Source organism: Thermincola ferriacetica (assembly GCF_001263415.1).
Lineage (GTDB): Bacteria > Bacillota > Thermincolia > Thermincolales > Thermincolaceae > Thermincola > Thermincola ferriacetica.
In genome coordinates, this window is sequence record NZ_LGTE01000017.1 from 1 (window position 1) to 15115 (window position 15115).

Genomic DNA, 15115 nt, shown 5'->3' on the forward strand with positions numbered 1-15115 from the left:
GTTCCCGCATGTTCGAAGATGGCGAAGGCCGCCGGGAAGTCCGGCACTCAACTTATCAGGGTGCCAAGGCTGTCGATAAGGGAGGTTAAATGTTTTCCGGAGCGGGGCTTAAATCGTCCATCGGTCCGCGAGCCGCGTAAGCGGGAGCGGTTATCCGATGGAGATTTCGCCCGGAGCGGAGGAATCATTTAACCTCCCCTTTTCCAATCTGCGGCACGCAACATATGCTGAGTAACCGGACGGGAGGCGGCCTGACTTATTAGAAATGCAACATGAGCCATCGAGTTCGGGAACGCTGCCTGCCTGGCCAGGTTTTGCAGCACAAAGCTCCTTGGTAGCGGAGAACCCCACCCACCCCTTCCGTGGTCGAAGGAAGGCGTAGCCCCGGAGCAACGGTTGTTTCACCGGAACAGCGGCATCCGCAGAGCAACGTTGTTGCACCGTACAGCGACAAGATGCCTTCTGTGCCCCGCACAGCGAAGCTGTCAGCTTCATTTCTTTAATTTGGTGACTGTTACTTTAATTAGACTTGTATCCGCGCCGGGCCCGGCGGTGATGATGTACTCGCCAATTCTCCACCTCTGTATTGGGAGGTCTTTGGCAGGGCCGGTTTTTAGGGACAAATAATCAACTATTTCCCGGACTTTTTCCGGCGGAAACTTGCTGCTTAATATGGCCTGGACATCTGCCAACTGTTTGTCCAGGTCTTTTTCTAAAGAAATCAAAATGCCGATATCAGTCTGCTCCGGATTTTCCGCCGGCGGAATTTCGTAGGTTAAATCTGTTTTATCAGGTATGTTATAACCGTTATTGACAAGTACTTTCGCTGTTTTGGTTTGTGCTTTCCAGTCCACCCCGGCGCCTAGAGTTTCACAAATGAAGCGCAGGGGAACCATAGTTCTCCCATTATGCAAGGTGGCCGCAGTCTCCAAAAACAAAGTTTCACTATTGACCACTGCTTTATTTTCGCCAATTTTCAAGATGATTGTTGTGCATCCCCGTTGGATGGTGACTTTCTTGTCGTTACCGTCCCAATTTACGTGTGCACCCAGGAATTTACCTACAAAACGGACCGGGACCAATATATGGTTGCAGGCGTTAAGATAAGGCTGAGCATCGGGGAAAGAAACAGGCTCACCGTTTACGTTGACCTTTATAGTTGTTTGTGCCCAGGCAAAAGAAATATTAAATACAATGGCCAGGAAAGGTAATATAAATACAAAAGCCCTTTTCATTGTTCAACCCGCCTTGTATCGGAAAAGAATTGGCTAACGGGGCCTGGTTCGGGGCCCGGTGGAAGCAACATCATTTGTTTGAGCTGCCGCAGGAATTGTTTTTTGGACCGGTGCCGAAACCTGCGGCGCGGTGGGTCTGGACGGTCCTGCGGCAGGACTGGTATTGGGTTTAGGGACCGGCTTGGATACCGGTGCGCCATTAGTTTGCTTATGTTCAGCTATTTTAGAGGCTGTTTTTATGTCGACACCGACGGGAGCCAGATAAATTTTACCGGTTTCTTGATACAGCACCAATAATTTCGCAACGGGAACAGTTGTTTCTAAAACGGCTACTGTTGGCATAGCCTCTTTTCCTTTTCCAGCGACATTGGTGGCCTGGGAATTTAATACCTGTTTAACTAAGATATTGCCCAGAAGCGGATTTTCGTTGGGAGTGATGACTGTATCCTGTTCGCTCCGGTCGTTGGCCGGTTTAAACACCAATGCATTTACCTTTACACCAGGTTTTATGTTGGCGCCCGCTGACTTGACAAGATTTGTTTCTACCCCCACCAGAACTTTATTATCTGTCAAAGAAATGGCTTTGCCGAAGGGATTGCTGTCTTCATCGACAATTCTGGATTTCCTGATGATATCTCCCGCGCCGATACCCAATTTTCCGGCATACCATTTTTTCTTTTCCAGGTATTTCGGATCTGTTACTGCATCTTCGGGGATAGAAGACCTGACTTTTTTGACCAGTTCATATTTGGTAATTGGGTTATAGGGAGTAACTGTTTCTTTTGCCACAACAACGGGCTTTAAATCGGTGTGTTGGGCTATATATGATTTGTTTAATATGAAGGTGGTGACGGCCAGCAGCAGGCCGGTAATCAGGACGAAGGTTATTTTAAGCCATTTTTTCAAAGTCTTCTCCTCCTACTCTGTTCCGCAATAGGTGGTCAGTTGGAATTGGTTTTTTCTGATAGTAATCGGGATGGTCGGTTGGCCAAACATAGTGGGGGACATAATTGCTACGGAAGTCGAGACAATCCCCGAAACATAAGGCTTATCTGCAGGGACGTCGGGATTGCCCTGGTTTATTTCGATGGTAAAGGTAGTGTCCTTCATTAAGTCGTTTTCGAAAAACTCGTTGAGGTTAAGGTTTTCTTTGAAAGTTGCCTCTGCTGCCGCCCGGGCTAATTCCTCATCGACATATATGGTTCCCAGTTTGGCGTCTTCTTCTTTGATGCCCTGGATCAATGCTGCATCCAGTGCGTGTTCCATTGCGGTGTAAATCTTATTGTATGTTACATAGATTTTACCTACTTCCATGATAATGACGCTGATTAAAAGAGCGCCCAGCATGGACCATAAGGTTTTCATCCGGTTTATCCCCCCGGTTGCTTAAACATCTGCGCGACACCTGATAACCTTACTCGGATGGGTACAATAATTTCTTTATTCAAAGGTTTCAGTGAACGTACTTTGTAAGTTGTGGAAATTTCCAGAGTAACCATATCGCCCCTGTTGATGTTTTCGTCTGTCAATGTCCGTTCATCTATTTTAACCCTGGTTGGGTCCAGGCCTACCTTTGTTAACATATCGTTGTAAAAGGCTTCGGCCCTTTCATCCCAACCGTTGTACATTTTCATTACCGTTAAAGTTTCTGAGACGACGGTCCGCAGTTTTTGGTTGGTTACATAAATGCCGAAAATATCTACGCCCATATACAGGACCATACATACTATCAGAATTAGAACGGGGAGAGTAAGCATACTTTCTCCCTTTTGGTCATGCCACAGCGCAAACATGGTATCAACCGCCTGCGCCGGTTTCCGTTATTTTTTCAATATTAGCCTCAACATCGGCCCAGAAATCGCCTAGCCAACCGGTGATGGCTCCATGCAAGATTGTCACAATAGTTACGGTAAGCAGGGCTCCTACAATCCAACCCACCATACCTTCGCCTCTTTCATCTTTTAAATAGCGTCTGAACAGTAATTCTGCATGTATTTTCAATAAATACAACATTTTTCAACCTCTCCTTCTAAAAGATTTTGTTCACGTTGGAAAACAGATTTACTGCGGTTAAGGCCAAAGCCGCCAAAGCATGGGCAATCATAATTCCTTTGAGGAAAACAACTTTTTCCGGTTTATTTTTGGTAAGCTCTTCCAGAGACAGTTTTCTTAGGTCTCTAATATCATCCTCGATATTGGCAAAGTAACTTTCTGCCTGTTCGTACCCTACCTCCATACCTACTTTCAGAGCCGCGACAAACTTAACCATTACCGGCAATCCAAAGTCCTGGGCAAATTCGTCCAGGGCCTGAGCGGGCCGCATGATCTGCATATCATTTATCAATCTTTCCACTATTTTGCTTAACCTGGGTCCGGAATTTTCCTGGACCTTTTTTAAAGCAGATAGGTAATCCTTGCCGCTGGCCAAACTGATGCGCATTTTGTCAATAAGTTCGGGTATATCTTTAACCACTTCGTTTTGCCATGCTTTAAACCGTTTTTTCACCATTTGGGCCTGGCCGACCATAATCAGAATTATGGCCACAGGATAAAGAAGAAAATACAGCTCAAATCCCGTAACTAAAGGCAAGACCAGCATAACGGAACCGGCTAAAACTGCAGTTACTATATGGTCAGCCAACAGCCGTTCGGGTTTCTTTTTCTCTCCCATCATTTTAAGCATATTTCTCAGGTCGTAGCCGAAGAGTTTTTGCAGGTCAAGCGCTTTTTCTATTTTGGGGAGAAAATCAGCTACCAGGCTGACTAGCTTGCCGTCTTTTCTTCTTTGTAGTTCGTATTCACTCAAAGTAATGTCGCCGGCCTTCAATATTGCCCTGACAACTTTTCTGTCTTTGGCAAACAAAAGAGAGCCCAACCAGATTGTCAACAAAAAAGCAGCTACAGGCAGAATATATGACCAAATTATAGCAATAGGCTTCACCTTCTTTCCCAGGGTCTATAGTTCTTCAAGTTTCAGGCTGAGGTAGTCTTCTCCCTTAATCAACACAACCATGGTTGAAATTATGTATAAAAAAATCAGGACCTTGCCGGAAAAAGTGTCTAAAAAAATGTTTGTGTTATCTGTGTTCATAAAGGAAAGGACTACCGGGAAGAGCCAGGATGCGATTACTACCGAGAACAGTTCCCGTTTTTTCTTCCTGGTAGTTATTTGCAGGGCTTCAATAGCCTTAATATCGCTTTCGATGGACTCTACCGCTTTTTTCATCGCTGCCAGGGCTTCGGTAGAGTAACCCTCCTGGTGTGCTAACAAGAGTGTTTCAATAAAAGTGTTAAATTTACGGTAAGACACCTTGACTTTTAAATTTTCCAAAGCTAGCTGAACACCTATGCCCACACCAACGTCTTTGACAAATTCTTGGGCCAGGGTTTTCATCGGCTCAAAGCAATCTTTTTGGGTCATTTCAAAAGCTTTTACTATGCTGTGGTGGTCTACCAAATGCGCAATCAAGATTCGCGCAAAATCCGGTATGGCAACCATCAGGGTCATTCTTTCGCGTTTTTTGTAACGCTGCACGATAAAGCGCGGCAGATAGTATCCGGCTACAACCCCGGCAACAATTATCAAAGGGTTTTTAAAGATTAATGCTAAAACCAGACCGATACCTATAGCGAACAACACGATAGCCAAAAATTCTTTTGTGGTAATGTTCCAACCTGCATCCTTAGCCTGATCGCTGACCTGGCTGTAACCGAAATAGTGCACAAGGTTCAGTTGGCGTCGAACAGTACTTTTCTTGCGGTCTAACAGCAGTGAGCCGGCCATGATAACCCAAAAGAAAATGAATAGGGCCGGTATAATAGATATCATTGACCTTCACCTCCTGTACCGGGAAGGGTTTGCCATTTCCTGATGCGCTCTTCAGGAATAAGGTTGTTGCGCCATTTTTCTGCCAAGGAAGCGGATATTCTACCTACCCGTTCATGGCAACCTAATACCTTGCCGTCCTTTTCGCCCGTTTTTCTCCACCGGAAGATGGGGTTGACGATGGGTTTTTTAGCTCCTTCATAGCCTATGAGTTCTACAATTTCGGTAATAATGCGTTGGGATTTAATTTTTTGCTGGAAGAAGATTAAGTCCACGTTGTCAGCTAATTGGGCGGCAATAACGTCGTCGTTATATCCGTCGCCGGCCAGTTGCACAATCCGGATGGCGGCATGCCTGGCTGAACTGCAGTGAATAGTCATATAGAGGGCATGCCCGGTGTTCATGGCTTCATGAGCCTGTCTTGCCGCTTCACTGAAACGCACTTCGCCGATGATAATTTTAAAAGGGCGCATGCGGAGACTGACGCCCGTTAATTTGGCGATGTCATATCTGCGAGATGGTTTTTCATGGGGTTTTGTTTCCAGCGCCACGATGTTTCTGTATTCTTTATAGGCATGTTTTTGCCGGAGCATCATTTCCGGGGAGTCCTCTATGGTGATAATCCGTTCATGCTTGTCCAGGTAGAGGGGAAGCCTGATCAGGGTAGTAGTTTTTCCTGAGTTGGTTGAACCGCCGATGATAATGTTGGAACCTCCCGGAACGGCATCTTTAAAAAACTCAATAATTTCCTCATTGAGGGTGCCTGTTTCGATCAGGTACTCGTCGCTCAGGATATCCGGAGAAAACTTGCGTATAGAAACAGCCGGGCCGTCACTGCATATGCCGCCCCGGTCCTTGCCAAGAACTGCACAGATTCTGAACCCTTCAAACTGGGAATCCACATGAGGTTCGTTGGCGGTAAGGCTTTTGCCCATAGGCAGCAGCATTTTGTCAATTACCCGGTAAAGGTGGTCTTCATCCTGGAAAGCCAGGTCCGGGCGGTAGACCTCTTCTCCGTTTACTTCCAGGTATATATCGTAAGGTCCGTTGATCTCAATGTTGGAAACAGTAGGGTCATCCAGAGCATCCTGTATTGGCCCCAGATGCACTATCTCGTTCTGCAGCGTTTGAATCTGTTTTTCCAGCGAGAGGCCGGGAATGTGTAAATCGGCGTTTTCCTTGATATAGTCAGCGATAATAAGCAGCAGCTCAGCCCGGCATTCCCTGGACATCAGAGACTTGGCAAACAGGTGGGAATGACGTTCTCGCAGGTAAAACCTGACCTGTTCCGCTATTTTATAGATTTTTTCCGTTGCGGAGATAACCGCTTCCTCTATAACCGGTTGAGCGACCGTTCTGTGTTCGTAAGGCCTGAACAATGTAACTGTCATCCCGTAACCACCTGTTCTTGTTTAAGATGTTGATTTTTGGCAGTCGTGCTAGACCCCTGGTCAGCCAGCGCATGGACAATTTTATGCAGGGGGAGGACTGGACATTTGAGCACTTTTTGTATTTCTTCGTAATATTGCGGCGAGGTGGTGATAGTTGTGGCGAGAAAAGCGTTTACGTCAATGTCATAAGCATCAACCAATCGTTCTTTGTTGATTAAGGTCCACGCCAAATCTGAAGGGTCGTCCACCACTAATATGATTGTGTTGGCCTGTTTTAAAGCAAAAAAGGTCATAGGCGAGACCAGTACCCCCTGGCAGTCAAAAATAATAACGCTGTAACCTTTTTTCCTTGCTCGATTGATAAAGTGAGCGGGGAAGGATTGCAATGTTTGATTGTTTTCAACTTTATGCACCACCGGGTGATCGGGCAAAGCGTAAGCGTTTGCCGCCAGTATGGCCAGGTTATCGTTAACCTTTTGGCAAAAGTCAATTGGTGAACTGTTTTTTCTTTCATATTCCAATATAGCCGCATCGGTATGCAGAGTACGGTCCAAACAATCGGCCTGTAAGGCAAGACGGGGGATCCCCATGCAGGGAAGTTCCACAAGGGCGATGGTGGTATGCCTGGCAATATGATTAGCCAAAGGCCAACTGACTTTTGCTGTATTTAAGCCTGCCGGGCTCCAAACAGTTATCACCTGTTCCTTTACGGTTAACACTTCTTTTGTTTTTTTGAAAAAGAGCAATAGTAGCACCTGCCTTTCCCAAAATATGTGCCATATTTTATAAAAAGTGAAACACCATTTCCAATTATACAGAAAAGTTTCTGAAAATTCTGTCGAACACTGTCGGCAATATCAAAAAAATTTAGTATCTGTCAGATAAAGCAGGAAAATCCGTAAATGTTGCTGAAAAGTAAATTATTTGTAATATTAGACGAAACCCGCGCATCTGAAAAAATGTTATAATAGGTAAAAAAGAATACACTCAGAATGGACTCAATTCCGGAAGTTTGTCTGCATCAGGGGAGGGATATTGGATGGCGCAAGTTAAGGGAAATCTGGTATCATTCCTGTTAATGCTCTCAATCCCAATAATCAATGTGTCCTATGTTATCCTCAACAACCCTGGCCGGGGTGTACACAGCATGGTAACGGTAGCGGACAGGTGGATACCCTTTGTAAAGGTTTTTGTGCTGCCATATCTGGGCTGGTACATATTCATTTTTATCCTACTATGCTATTTTTGCTTTAAAGACAGGCAAACTTACTATACTACATTAATTGCCTTGAACATGACCCTCTTGCTGAGTTACCTGATATTTTATTTCTACCAGACTACTGTTCCCAGGCCTGAATTGGTGGGAGCCGATATCCTGACCAGGTTGATGGCTTTTGTATACAGTAAGGACCAACCATATAACTGTTTTCCCAGTATTCACGTCTCGACAAGCTACCTGATGGTGAAAGCCTTACGGGTCAGCCCGTTAAGAAACAGAATTAACAGCGTGGCAGTACGGATTATTGCCGGTATAATTATTCTGTCGACTTTATTTGTGAAGCAGCATGTCATTTTGGATGTCCTGGGGGGTATTCTCCTGGCAGATATTATCTTTGACGTGGTCTATAATTATAATTTTGCGGCGAAAGCTGCTGCCTGGGGAAAGAGAACATATGCCCAGTTAGTCAGAAAGCTTGACTTGGAAATTGATTAAGGAATCAGGTATTAGGCAAGATTCAGGCCTCCTCAAATTTGCCTTGACAGGGGGCTTTTTCTGGGAGTATAATATGACCAACCGGTCATATGACTAGTTGGTCATGCTTATTGATTGGGAGGGGTGTTATGCCGAGACAGACCTTTTTTAATCTGCCTGAAGATAAACGAAAAAAAATTATAGATATTGCTCTTGATGAGTTTGCCGGCCGGCCTTACAGCAAAGCCTCCCTGTCCAGGATTGTGGCCAGGGCGGGGATTGCCAAGGGCAGCATGTACCAGTACTTTGAGGATAAAAAGGACCTCTTTATGTACCTGCTCGAGTTAGCGGCCGGGGAGAAACTGGCTTATATTGAGCAGGAAGTTGATCCCGGTGCGGATTTTTTTACCGCCTTTGAACAGTCCATGCTGGCCGGTATCCGTTTTAACCTTGACCACCCAAAACTGAGCCGGGTTATTGCCAATGCCATGGATTCTACCGGGGAAGAAGCGCTGCACGATTTTATCGTCAAGGGCAGGAAGATGACCCTTGAATATTTCAGCCAAATGGTCAGGCGAGGTCAGGAACAGGGTAGCATCAGGAAAGATATAGATATTAAGCTTGCTTCCTATATGGTTTCTTCTATGCTGTCCCAGGGACTAACGGAATATATTCTGGATATCCTCGGGGGCAGCGCCGTGGATGATCTTCTTAAGAAGCCTGAACTGGCAGAGAGGCTCAACGAGGAACAAATAAAAGGTATTATTGACGAAACAATGAAGCTGCTGCGTAACGGGTTGCAACCTTAGGCTGTTAGCGCTGCCCATTTTTTAACTTTAACCAAAGGGGCAATTATTATGGAAATAGTTATTAAAACGAAAAACCTGCATAAAACCTTCTTTAACGGTGAGGTGCCTGTCCATGCCCTCAAGGGAATTAACCTGGACATTAACGAGGGAGAGTTTGTGGTTATCCTGGGGCCCAGCGGTTCCGGCAAGAGTACGCTCCTGAATATTCTTGGTGGGATGGATGCTCCCACCGAAGGAGAGATTTACTATCGGGGTATCCCGCTGCATAATATGGGCAAAAAAGAACTGACCATGTTCAGGCGGAATGCTGTAGGCTTTATTTTTCAGTTCTACAACCTGATACCCAATCTGACAGCTTATGAAAATGTGGCCCTGGCGGCGGAAATAGCCGTTAACCCCTTAGACCCCGCCAAAGTTCTTGCCGAAATGGGGCTGGCCGACAGAAAAAATCATTTTCCGTCCCAGTTATCGGGCGGGCAACAACAGCGTGTTGCTATAGCCCGGGCTATTGCGAAAAACCCGGATATTTTACTCTGCGACGAACCTACCGGAGCTTTGGACTACGAAACAGGGAAGCAGGTGTTAGATACGTTAAGAAACTTCAATCGGGTGATGGGCAAGACTGTTTTGGTCATTACCCACAATGCCGCCATAGGAAAAATGGCCGACCGGGTTATATACATCAAGGACGGCCGGGTGGATAAGGTAGAGGTTAATGCCAACCCCGTAACTGCCGGCGAGGTGAGCTGGTAATGCTGAAACGCAAACTGTGGAGGGACATCAGGGGTAACTGGGGCGCCTACCTGGCCGTAATCAGCGTCTTGGTAATCGGCTTGATGCTTTATGTTTCTCTTTCCCTGACCCTGGAAAGTTTAAGGATCAGCAAGGATAATTATTATAGGGATTACCGTTTTGCCGACGGCTTTGCCCAGATTGCCAGGGGCCCGGAAAGTATAGTAGACGAGCTGGAAGATATAAAAGGCATTGACCGGGCTATCGGCAGGATAGTGCAGAACGTTTTGGTCCATAAAACTTCTGGTGAGGAAACGACCACCTTGCGTCTTGTCTCTTTTACACCGGGGCAGCCGTTGAACAATTTTAAGTTGGAATCAGGCAGGCTGCCGGCGGGCGAAAGCAGGGAATTGTTGGTTACCCCGGCTTTTTTGGCCGGAAATAATTACCGGATAGGAGATGAAATTCCCCTTATCATTAAAGGACGGGAAGTAAAATTCACTATTACGGGAACGGCCAACAGCCCGGAGTATGTATATGAAATACCTGACGGGTTGACATTGACACCCAATCCGAAAACCTTTGGGGTGGCTTTTGTACCGTATCGTGTGTTGGCATCGCTTCTGGGTATGAGTGGACAGGTAAACGACGTGACTTTTACGCTGGATTCCGGAACGGATTTTTCCAGTGTCAAGACCCAGGTCACCAGGATGCTGGCGCCTTATGGTATGACCCGGCTTATCCCCCGTAAAGATCAGTTGAGTAATTCCATGCTGGAACAAGAGCTGAAAGGGCTGGAAGGGTCTGCGTTCGCAACGCCAGTCATTTTCTTGGCCGTTGCAGGCAGCATCCTGTATATTATGCTCAGGCGTATGGTGGAACAACAGAGGGGCCAGCTTGGCGTGCTCAAGGCTTTTGGTTTTACTGACCGGGAAATTATCAGGCATTACCTTGGATATGCCTTTTTAGTCGGGAGCGTGGGCGGGCTTGCAGGCGGTATGGCCGGTTCGGCTTTATCATTTTACCTGGCCCGCATATATCAAATGTATTATAACATTCCTGGGTTAACCGGCCGATTTTCATGGGTTTACCTTATTGCCGGCGCCTTTCTTTCGCTGTTAATCAGTTTGTTTGCGGGTTACCGGGGTTGCAGAAGGGTTATAACCCTGACACCGGCAGAGGCCATGCGGCCCCCGGCGCCTATTGTGGGAAAAAAGACGCCGGTGGAAAAAGTCACCTTTTTCTGGGAACTGTTGAATATCCAGGCCAGAATGGCTGTCAGGAATGTCTTCCGTAACAAGCAGCGGGCTTTATTTGTCGTACTGGGTGTGGCCGGCGCTTTCAGCATGATGGTTGCTTCCGGGGCATCCTTCGATGCTACCTACTACCTGGTTAAATTCCAGTTTGAACGGGTCGAAAAATATGATTTAAAAGTGATATTAGACCGTTACGTGGTTAAAGAGCATGGTGTGCGGGACAGCGAATACCTGGATGGGGTTATCAGGGCGGAGCCTTTGTTGGAAGTGCCGGTTACCGTGAACCATAAATGGCTGGAAAAAGATATCATCATTACCGGGCTTCCGGCCAACACCAGGCTTTTTTCTCTGTTGAGTAAAGATGGCCGGAGAGTGGACCTGCCGCGTAACGGTATGGTGGTTTCAAACCAGTTAGCCAGGGTTTTAAGTATTAAAGAAGGCGATTTGGTAACAGTCAAATCCTTTCTGGGGGATAAAAAAGAAAAGCAGGTCGTGGTACGACAGGTTATTCCCCAATACGTCGGTTTGGGAGCCTATATGGAAATAGGGGCTTTGGGCGACCTCATGGATATGCCTTCGGCTGCTTCTTCCATACTGCTTTCAGTAGAACGGGATAAGATGGCCGAGGTCCGAAAGAATTTACAGGAGGGCCGCAATGTGGCCGCAATCCATGACAAGACTAAAATGAAAGAACAGTTTGAGGAATTAATGGCCTCCTCAAAGGCCAGCCAGTTCATTCTTCTTTTCTTTGCTTTTCTGACAGGTTTTGCCATAATTTATAACGTAAACCTTATTTCTCTGTCGGAGCGGGAAAGGGAATTGGCCACTTTAATGGTACTGGGCATGACTGAGCGGGAAGTGGGGCGGATTTTACTGTGCGAGCAGGTTTTCCTGGGTTCACTGGCGATAATTTGTGGCATACCGCTCAGCTATGGCATGCTTTATGCCATTGTTAATGCTGCCGGCAGTGAGATTTACAATATGCCTTTGATAATTGCTCCCAAAACATTTTTCATCAGCCTGCTGGGAACCTTGTTATTCCTGGTTGTCGCCCAGTGGCGGATGAAAGGAAAGATAGGCAGGTTGTCCATGTTAGGTGTACTCAAAGAGCGTGAATAAAAGGGGGATGGAATTATGTCCAAATGGCCGGAGGTTTTCCAGACAGGGCTGAAAGACAACAAAAAGCGGAAAAAATGGATTTACGCCGGCGTAGGGTTGCTGGTTATATTAGGCCTGATAAGCTCAGTGGCTTTTCAAGCGGTGGATGTTGACACATACACCGTGCAGAGAACCGATGTAGTGTCTACCGTATGGGAAACGGGTAAAGTTGTAAGTGACTCTACTGAAGACATTTACAGTGAAATTCAGGGGAGGGTAAAGGCCGTTTATGTGGATACCGGCGACAGTGTAGAAAAAGGCAAATTATTGGCCGTTATCGACGTTAGCGAACTGGACACCCAGATAGCCCGCCTGGAAGGGGAATTAAAATCCGTGGAGGGTCAGGAGCAAACGGCTTTATCCCAGGTGGACATTAACCAAATAAAACAACAGGAACTGGCGGTGGAACAGGCCCGGGTAGCCTTGGGGCTGGCCAAAGCAAATTATGAAAGGATCAAAGAACTTTATGCCCAGGGAGCGGCGACCAGAGTGGAGCTGGACCGAAGCGAGGCTGACCTGGCAACCAGACAAAAAGCTGTATCCCAGGCTGAAGCTGCCCTGGCTTCCTTAAAGAAGCAGAATAAAAGCAGCCAATTGCAGTATGAGGGCCAAAGAGAGAGCCTGCAAGCTGAACTGCGGCACCTGCAGGGACAAAAAGCCAAATCCCGGGTAACCGCCGACCGGGATGGCATTGTATTTACCAGGAAGGTAAAAGAGGGGGATATAGTTTCTCCGGGCAGTTTATTGTTTACCGTGGGCAGTAGGGAGAAGACGAAAATTGAGGTATATGTTAACAATAAAGACATGATGCGGGTGAACACGGGCGATGAAGTGAAGGTTATCTTTAGAGTCCCGGGCGAGGATGTGGAGGTTAAAGGGGTGATTGACCGGATTGCTCCTGCCGCTGAAGAGATAATTTCTTCCCTGGGCATTCCCGAAGATAAAATCAAAGTAACAGTTAATTTAAAGGAAAAGCCTGCGGGAATCAAGGTAATACCGGGTGCTACCGTGGATGTGGTGGTTACCACCCAAAAGGCGCCTGATGTACCGGCGGTGCCTAAAGAAGCCCTTTTTTCCGACAAGGGCGAAGATTATGTCTGGGTAAACAGGCAGGGTAAAGCAGCTATTGTCAAGGTGCAGACCGGTGTGGAAGGAGACGACCTGGTAGAAATTAAAAGCGGCCTTAAAGAAGGCGACCGGGTGCTGTTGAACCCACATCTGCCGGAACTGAAAGAGGGTATCAGGATAAAATAATTATTATGTTGTTGCCAAATGTTTTCTGATGAATATTTTTTGTCTCAAATAAATATTTTACCTCCGAGTTGATAATTGATTGTTCTTTATCAGATACTCGTTTTTCCCTGTATTGAAATTCCATATTTCCAGCAGTCTTCTTTTGTCAAAGAGATTGCCGCGGGTAACCAGGGAAAGTTTGTCATAGTATTCAGCCAGTTCCCGATCTTTTATTTGATTTTTGCCGGACCGTAGGGTTGCCAGGTAGCCCGATGGGATATTGCGCTCAAAATGCCCGATACGCCAGGGCTTTTTAGCCGGCAGCCGGGCCAGCAGGGGATCTGATAAAGCCATTTCGTCAACGATATATACTGCGGGACCGGCGAAATAACCGTAGTAGCCTATGGCTTTTCGAACTACCACCGAAGGGCCTTTTTTTTTGGCCTCCAAGCCTGCTGTTGTCCAGACGTGGTTTGGCATAATCTGGCCTTTTCTGGCTTTCAGTAAACCTGAAGCCTGATAGTAAAAAGCGCGTTCGTCAGCAATACCGTCGGCATAAATAGCTTGCCTTTGCAAACCGTAATCGGCATTTGAAAGGATGGGGGGGAATGGGCCAATTAGGCTGACGGTTATAATAAATAAACCTGTCATCCATGCCTGCTTTTTCCCGAATATGCCCAGGTTATGGTACTGGCATAATAGCGCTACGCCGGAAAAGAGCACAACTGTAAAAAACCGGCCGCTCATGAAATCGCCACCGATTTTAATAATATAAAGCAGGTACAAGGCTATACCTCCGGCGACGGCCAGCTTATCTCTTTCCCTTTTCAACAGTGCGGCGACCAACGAAGCAATTATAGTTACCAAAGTTAAAGGATCTAGGCCAAGAGAGTTTTTAAAGTAGCGGATTCCCTGAACCGCCAGGGCCGCGTTGCTAATGCCTGTATGTAGTTTGGCGTAGGCAGTATTAGGGAATGGAAAACCGTAATAGAAGAGGGAAAACAGTTCCCAAACCACAATGGGAGTAAAACCGATGGCGGCCCAATACAGTCCTGATTTTTTACGGAATCTGAGCATTGCATACAATAGGCAGGGAAAATAAATAAGTACAGTATCAATCCTGTTGAGCATGCCCAATGAAGCTATAAGCGACAAAAGGAACAGTTTCTTTTGGTTTGGTTCGCCTTTGAAATATACAAGGAAAAACAATGCTAAAATCAAATGATTCAAGGGGTTTTCCAATCCTGATGTGGAATAATCGATAAAGGCTTTGGAACCGGTCAATACCAGGATGCCCAAAATTGCTACTGTTCTGGAATTAGCTATTTTCAAGGCAAGTATCAGCACAGCGGCCAGGGACAGAAAGAGGGACAAAAAAATGCTCGTATAAAAAGCCTCATGGGTAAAAAAATACAGAGCGGATACCATGAACATCCACAGGGGGTGGGTATAAGCCTGCACTCTCTCGCCTACATTCCAGGTTAACCCGTACCCGTTGACAAAGTTGTTTACTGTCCGGAAGGTAATGTATGCGTCGTCGGAAACCCAGGCGTTTCTTAAAACAACTATGGCAAAAATCAATATTGCCAAAAACAGAAAAAGCGCCGCCACCTTGTTCTTTTGCATGGTTGTTAATTCGCGGGTCAATTTTTTCATCCTCTCCAGCGTATTTGAGCCCCATTTATGCCTATATGCAAAAGGTGTAGTTCTATTGTTCCACAGGTGACTGAGAGATTGTTTACTATGGTGATTATAGCAGACTTGGTATCTTTAAGCAATTTC

General features: G+C 46.3%; 16 protein-coding genes. 6 read left to right on the forward strand and 10 right to left on the reverse strand.

The annotated features are described in order from the left end of the window. Positions 1–192, forward strand: a 192-nt coding sequence (locus tag Tfer_RS16810) for a hypothetical protein (RefSeq protein WP_207642447.1), incomplete at its 5' end; no start/stop codon positions are given. Between the two features lie 299 nt (positions 193–491). Here Tfer_RS16810 and Tfer_RS10865 read toward each other — a convergent pair. The 9 genes from Tfer_RS10865 to Tfer_RS10905 all read right to left on the reverse strand — a co-directional run bounded on the left by Tfer_RS10865 (position 492) and on the right by Tfer_RS10905 (position 7198). Continuing rightward, entirely contained in the window at positions 492–1235 is a 744-nt protein-coding gene (locus tag Tfer_RS10865; protein ID WP_052218431.1) for a copper amine oxidase N-terminal domain-containing protein, read from the reverse strand. 33 nt (positions 1236–1268) lie between these two features. Continuing rightward, positions 1269–2141, reverse strand: a complete 873-nt coding sequence (gene cpaB / locus Tfer_RS10870) for a Flp pilus assembly protein CpaB (protein WP_052218432.1) — start codon at positions 2139–2141, stop codon at positions 1269–1271. Positions 2142–2153: 12 nt separating this feature from the next. Continuing rightward, positions 2154–2600, reverse strand: a complete 447-nt coding sequence (locus Tfer_RS10875) for a hypothetical protein (RefSeq protein ID WP_052218433.1) — start codon at positions 2598–2600, stop codon at positions 2154–2156. Positions 2601–2605: 5 nt separating this feature from the next. Beyond that, positions 2606–3028 (reverse strand): DUF4320 family protein, encoded by a 423-nt coding sequence (locus tag Tfer_RS10880; RefSeq protein ID WP_013119697.1) that lies wholly within the window; start codon positions 3026–3028, stop codon positions 2606–2608. Between the two features lie 4 nt (positions 3029–3032). Continuing rightward, the gene (locus tag Tfer_RS10885; protein ID WP_013119698.1) at positions 3033–3248 is read right to left on the reverse strand and encodes a hypothetical protein; all 216 of its coding nucleotides are present in this window, start codon (positions 3246–3248) and stop codon (positions 3033–3035) included. Positions 3249–3264: 16 nt separating this feature from the next. Then, positions 3265–4122: a hypothetical protein gene (locus Tfer_RS10890; protein ID WP_207642448.1), complete on the reverse strand. Its 858-nt coding sequence runs from the start codon at positions 4120–4122 to the stop codon at positions 3265–3267. A 69-nt stretch (positions 4123–4191) separates the two neighbouring features. Continuing rightward, the gene (locus Tfer_RS10895) at positions 4192–5064 is read right to left on the reverse strand and encodes a type II secretion system F family protein (RefSeq protein WP_052218435.1); all 873 of its coding nucleotides are present in this window, start codon (positions 5062–5064) and stop codon (positions 4192–4194) included. After that, positions 5061–6452 carry a TadA family conjugal transfer-associated ATPase gene (locus Tfer_RS10900; RefSeq protein WP_052218436.1) on the reverse strand — a complete coding sequence of 464 codons (1392 nt, stop codon included), beginning with the start codon at positions 6450–6452 and terminating at the stop codon, positions 5061–5063. Before Tfer_RS10900 ends, Tfer_RS10895 begins: the two co-directional genes overlap by 4 nt. Continuing rightward, positions 6449–7198, reverse strand: a complete 750-nt coding sequence (locus Tfer_RS10905; protein ID WP_052218437.1) for a hypothetical protein — start codon at positions 7196–7198, stop codon at positions 6449–6451. Before Tfer_RS10905 ends, Tfer_RS10900 begins: the two co-directional genes overlap by 4 nt. 293 nt (positions 7199–7491) lie before the next feature. Here Tfer_RS10905 and Tfer_RS10910 point away from each other — a divergent pair, with 293 nt between their 5' ends. The 5 genes from Tfer_RS10910 to Tfer_RS10930 all read left to right on the forward strand — a co-directional run bounded on the left by Tfer_RS10910 (position 7492) and on the right by Tfer_RS10930 (position 13354). After that, positions 7492–8166 (forward strand): phosphatase PAP2 family protein, encoded by a 675-nt coding sequence (locus Tfer_RS10910; protein WP_052218438.1) that lies wholly within the window; start codon positions 7492–7494, stop codon positions 8164–8166. A 128-nt stretch (positions 8167–8294) separates the two neighbouring features. Next, the gene (locus tag Tfer_RS10915) at positions 8295–8954 is read left to right on the forward strand and encodes a TetR/AcrR family transcriptional regulator (protein ID WP_052218439.1); all 660 of its coding nucleotides are present in this window, start codon (positions 8295–8297) and stop codon (positions 8952–8954) included. A 48-nt stretch (positions 8955–9002) separates the two neighbouring features. Continuing rightward, positions 9003–9707: an ABC transporter ATP-binding protein gene (locus Tfer_RS10920; protein WP_052218440.1), complete on the forward strand. Its 705-nt coding sequence runs from the start codon at positions 9003–9005 to the stop codon at positions 9705–9707. Continuing rightward, on the forward strand, positions 9707–12061 hold the full coding sequence (locus tag Tfer_RS10925; RefSeq protein WP_052218441.1) for an ABC transporter permease: 2355 nt from the start codon (positions 9707–9709) through the stop codon (positions 12059–12061). The genes Tfer_RS10920 and Tfer_RS10925 overlap by 1 nt, the downstream gene beginning before the upstream one ends. Positions 12062–12076: 15 nt before the next feature. Continuing rightward, positions 12077–13354, forward strand: coding sequence for an efflux RND transporter periplasmic adaptor subunit (locus tag Tfer_RS10930; RefSeq protein ID WP_052218442.1), 1278 nt, complete (start codon positions 12077–12079; stop codon positions 13352–13354). Positions 13355–13411: 57 nt separating this feature from the next. Here Tfer_RS10930 and Tfer_RS10935 read toward each other — a convergent pair whose 3' ends face one another. Then, positions 13412–14980: a hypothetical protein gene (locus tag Tfer_RS10935; protein ID WP_207642449.1), complete on the reverse strand. Its 1569-nt coding sequence runs from the start codon at positions 14978–14980 to the stop codon at positions 13412–13414. Positions 14981–15115: the final 135 nt, after the last annotated feature.

Bases quoted from the DNA above. Each gene is read 5' to 3' on its own strand.
- Tfer_RS10915 (WP_052218439.1), top strand. From the start codon at position 8,295: ATGCCGAGACAGACCTTTTTTAATCTGCCTGAAGATAAACGAAAAAAA.
- Tfer_RS10930 (WP_052218442.1), top strand. From the start codon at position 12,077: ATGTCCAAATGGCCGGAGGTTTTCCAGACAGGGCTGAAAGACAACAAA.
- Tfer_RS10865 (WP_052218431.1), bottom strand. From the start codon at position 1,235: ATGAAAAGGGCTTTTGTATTTATATTACCTTTCCTGGCCATTGTATTT.
- Tfer_RS10875 (WP_052218433.1), bottom strand. From the start codon at position 2,600: ATGAAAACCTTATGGTCCATGCTGGGCGCTCTTTTAATCAGCGTCATT.
- Tfer_RS10910 (WP_052218438.1), top strand. From the start codon at position 7,492: ATGGCGCAAGTTAAGGGAAATCTGGTATCATTCCTGTTAATGCTCTCA.
- Tfer_RS10925 (WP_052218441.1), top strand. From the start codon at position 9,707: ATGCTGAAACGCAAACTGTGGAGGGACATCAGGGGTAACTGGGGCGCC.
- Tfer_RS10920 (WP_052218440.1), top strand. From the start codon at position 9,003: ATGGAAATAGTTATTAAAACGAAAAACCTGCATAAAACCTTCTTTAAC.
- Tfer_RS10880 (WP_013119697.1), bottom strand. From the start codon at position 3,028: ATGTTTGCGCTGTGGCATGACCAAAAGGGAGAAAGTATGCTTACTCTC.
- Tfer_RS10900 (WP_052218436.1), bottom strand. From the start codon at position 6,452: ATGACAGTTACATTGTTCAGGCCTTACGAACACAGAACGGTCGCTCAA.
- Tfer_RS10895 (WP_052218435.1), bottom strand. From the start codon at position 5,064: ATGATATCTATTATACCGGCCCTATTCATTTTCTTTTGGGTTATCATG.
- Tfer_RS10885 (WP_013119698.1), bottom strand. From the start codon at position 3,248: ATGTTGTATTTATTGAAAATACATGCAGAATTACTGTTCAGACGCTAT.